The 3,933-nt window shown below is 70.8% G+C and carries 1 protein-coding gene and 2 pseudogenes; all 3 read left to right on the forward strand.

From position 1 onward, the window contains the following. Positions 1–99: pseudogene (locus tag AB0D10_RS45860) on the forward strand (ATP-binding protein); the annotation flags it as partial. A 409-nt stretch (positions 100–508) separates the two neighbouring features. Continuing rightward, entirely contained in the window at positions 509–3,853 is a 3,345-nt protein-coding gene (locus tag AB0D10_RS45865) for a nitrate- and nitrite sensing domain-containing protein (protein ID WP_360268944.1), read from the forward strand. A gap of 10 nt (positions 3,854–3,863) precedes the next feature. After that, positions 3,864–3,933 (forward strand): annotated as a pseudogene (locus AB0D10_RS45870) (roadblock/LC7 domain-containing protein); the annotation flags it as partial.

A 3,933-nucleotide genomic window follows, 5' to 3' on the forward strand; every position in this document is an offset into this window, starting at 1 on the left:
GACACCCCGGTCGTCACCTTGGACGCACGCCGCCGCGACAGCGCCAAGAGCGCCCTCATCACGCTCGTCGAACACGCCCTGCTCGCCCGACTGCGCTGAGCGGACGCGGGAGGACCGGAACCGTCCAGCCCCGTCGGCCCGTCACTGCGACGGGGCGACGGGGCCGCGCCGCTTAACCGGCCGGTGTCCTCCCGGGGCCCCGCGCAAGACCCGTGTATAAGCAGCGGATAACAGTTCGGTAGGCATTTTGTGATCAACAATGACGCAGCGTGGCGAATCAGCGTCACTCAGCGCCAGGTGACCACGGTTTTGCTCCGTCATGTTGGTGAATGTCCGGATTGTTCCCGCACGGGCGCCGTACGGCGGCTGTTTGTCCCCCATCCCTGCACGTGCTGAAATTCCAGCTACCCCTGAATCTCTCGTGCCGGCCCGTCCGGCGACGGGTCAGGGCCCGGGGGTAGCGCTGGATTGATCCATGGCCGGCAGTCGGCCGAGAGGTAGTTGTCGAGTGAGGCGTAAGCAGCAACCCGCCCCGCAGCGGCGCTCCGAGCCCCGCCAGAGCGAGCCGAACGGTACCCCCGCGGGCCCGGCCGGATTCTCCGCGTTCACTCCCACCGAGGAACGCCCGCAGGCCGCGTCGGCTCCCACGCCCCCGAGTATCGCCACGGCGCCCCGCAGCGGCGGCGCACCGGGCGGCACACCGGGTGGCGACGACGGTGCGGGAGGGCGGTACGAGTTCCTCCGCCCGCGCAACTGGCGCGTGCCGACCCGTCTGATCGCGATCCTGCTGATCCCCGTGATCATCAGTCTCGTCTTCGGCGGTCTGCGAGTGAACACCTCGGTCGACGGTTACATCAAGGCCTCCCGCGCCGAGAAGACCGCCGAGCTGGCCAAGGCCGCGACCGAGCTCGCCGAAGCGCTGGAGAACGAGCGCGACAAGACGCTCATACCCCTGCTCACCAAGCAGGACCCGAACAACGAGGTCACCAAGCGCCGCGCCGACACCGACGCCGCGCTGAAGGCGTACAACGCCGCCTACGCGGCCTCGGACAAGTCCGGTGAGCTGCCGCGCCGCCACGAGGCCTTCCAGGCCCTGCTCGTCGACCTGCCGCACCTGCGGGCCAACGCCTACAACCCCGAGCTGTTCATCACCGCGACCGCGAGCGCCTACTCGGCGATGTTCGCTCCGCTGCTGGCCTACGACAACTCGGTCGGCCTGGGCTCCGCCAACGCCACCAGCAAGGGCCGCGCGATCTACGCGATGTCGCTGGCCAAGGCCTCCGCCTCGACCCAGCGCTCGCTGATGCTGAGCCTGCTGGTCGGCATCGCGCAGAACGGCACGACCCGGTACGAGAACGCCGACGCGACGCAGGCGATCGTGGTCGCGGAGAAGCTGGAGCAGGTCTCCCTCAACGAGTTCAACACCGGTAGCGCCCCCGAGGACGTCAAGAAGTACGCGGACGCGCAGGTCGCCCTGGCCACCGCCCAGGACCGCTCGGCGTACAAGATGCCGAACGGCAGCGCGCCCACCATGCAGGGCCTGATGGCCCTGGCCGCCATGTACAGCCAGGCCGCAGCGGAGGGCCAGCTGAAGGGCAAGGCCACCGCCGACGCCGCGTTCGCCGAGGCGAAGAACGCCGGTCTGACCCCGGACAACTGGAACCAGGCCGCCAACACCCACATCCAGGCCCTGCGGAACACCGAAATCGTGCTGCTGGAGGACGTCCTCACCGACTCCCGCAGCCTGAAGGACAACGCGCTCTACGACGCCATCCTCAACACGGTCATCGTCGTCGCCGCACTGATCCTGGCCGGCCTGCTCACCGGCTACGTCGCCCGCTCGATGATCCTCGGCATGCGCACCCTGCGCAGCGCCGCCCTGGAGATCGCCGACCACCGCCTGCCGGACCTGGTCGAGAAGCTCTCCAAGACCGACCCCGACCGGGTCGACACCTCGGTGACCCCGATCCCCCTGCACGGCAAGGACGAGATCGGCGAAGTCGCCCGGGCGTTCGACCAGGTCCACCAGCAGGCCGTGGCGCTCGCCGCCGAGCAGGCCCTGCTCCGAGGGAACGTCAACGCGATCTTCACCAACCTGTCGCGCCGCAGCCAGGGCCTCATCCAGCGCCAGCTGGCGCTGATCACCGACCTGGAGAACAACGAGGCCGACCCGGACCAGCTGGAGAACCTCTTCAAGCTGGACCACCTCGCGACCCGCATGCGCCGCAACGGTGAGAACCTGCTCGTCCTCGCGGGCGAGGAGGCCGGCCGCCGCTGGAACACCCCGGTCCCGCTGGTCGACGTGCTCCGTGCCGCCGCGTCCGAGGTGGAGCAGTACGAGCGCGTCGAGCTCTCCGGCATCCCGGAGGTCGACGTCGTCGGCGCCGCCGTGACCGACCTCGTCCACCTGCTCGCCGAGCTGCTGGAGAACGCGACCTCGTTCTCCAGCCCGCAGACCCGGGTGCTGGTCAACGCGACCCGTCTGCCCGACGGCCGCGTGCTGGTCGAGATCCACGACAAGGGCATCGGCCTCACCGCCGAGGACTTCGCGGAGATCAACGAGAAGCTGGCCGAGCCGCCCACGGTCGACGCCACCATCTCCCGCCGCATGGGCCTCTTCGTGGTCGGCCGGCTCTCCCAGCGGCACGACATCCGCGTCCAGCTCCGCCCGTCCGGCGAGTCGGCCGGCACCACCTCGCTGGTCATGCTCCCGCCGTTCGTCACCCAGGGCGGCGCGATGCCGGAGCCGGAGGAGCAGTTCACCGTCTCCCGGATCTTCGCCGACCAGGAGCCGACCGCCCAGTGGGCGCCCGACGCCGGCAACCGCAGTGCCGCCGAGCTCGGCTTCGACGATCACCTCACCGGTGTCGGCAACGCCGGTTCCTCCGGCTTCAGCCCGGCCCTGGAGTCCGTCCAGCGCTCCCAGCGCCTCGACCAGGTCCGCCGCGCGGCCCTGGAGGGCGGCCCGGAGCCGGTGCTGGACGCGGAGGTCGAGGAGGACTACCAGCAGGGCTACGACCAGTACGCCCCGCAGGGCTTCCAGCAGCAGGGCGCCTACGCCGACGACCAGTACGGCTACGACCAGCAGGGCTACGACCAGCAGGGCTACCAGCAGGACGGCTACGCCCAGGACGGGTACGACCAGTACCCGCAGCAGGGCTACGACCAGCAGGGCTACGCCGACGAGCAGTACGGCTACGACCAGGGCGGCTACGACCAGTACGGCCACCAGGCCCAGGAGGCCCCGGCCGGCCACCCGTACGCCCCGGAGACGCCCGCGCTGCCCGCAGCCGAGCAGGCGCCCGCCACCCTGGCGTCCGGGCTGCCGCAGCGCCGCCCCGGCGAGCAGCTGGCCGGTGGCGGCCCCGGCACCGCGCCGCCCGGCGCGCTCCCGTCCGGCGACAGCCCCAACTGGTTCGCCGGCGCCAAGGACACCTCCTCCGCCGCGGAGTCCCGCGGCCACGACGTTTCCTCGCTCGGCGGGTACGGCCCGACCGGCCCGACCGCCAGCACCGCCTGGCAGTCGCCGAACGACGGCGACTGGCAGCGGGCCGAGCAGCTGCGCGAACCCTCCTCCGCCGGGACCACCCAGGCCGGTCTGCCGCGGCGCGTGCCCAAGCAGAACCTGGTGCCCGGCAACGCCAAGCCCACCCCGCAGGACGGGCCGCAGGTCTCCCGCAACCCCGAGGAGGTCCGTGGCCGCCTCACGAACCTGCGCCGCGGTGTGGAGCAGGGCCGCAGCGCCGGCAACACCGGAAGCTTCCGGATCGACCCCGATCAGGTAGACCAGTCCGGCAACGGACAGAACCGCAGCACCGATCTCTTCGGCGGCTCGAACCACCAGGAGCGTTGAGTTGACTCAGATGAGCCAGGCCGCACAGAACCTGAACTGGCTGATCACCAATTTCGTGGACAACACCCCCGGGGTGTCCC

This window comes from Kitasatospora sp. NPDC048545, from assembly GCF_040651155.1.
Lineage (GTDB): Bacteria > Actinomycetota > Actinomycetes > Streptomycetales > Streptomycetaceae > Kitasatospora.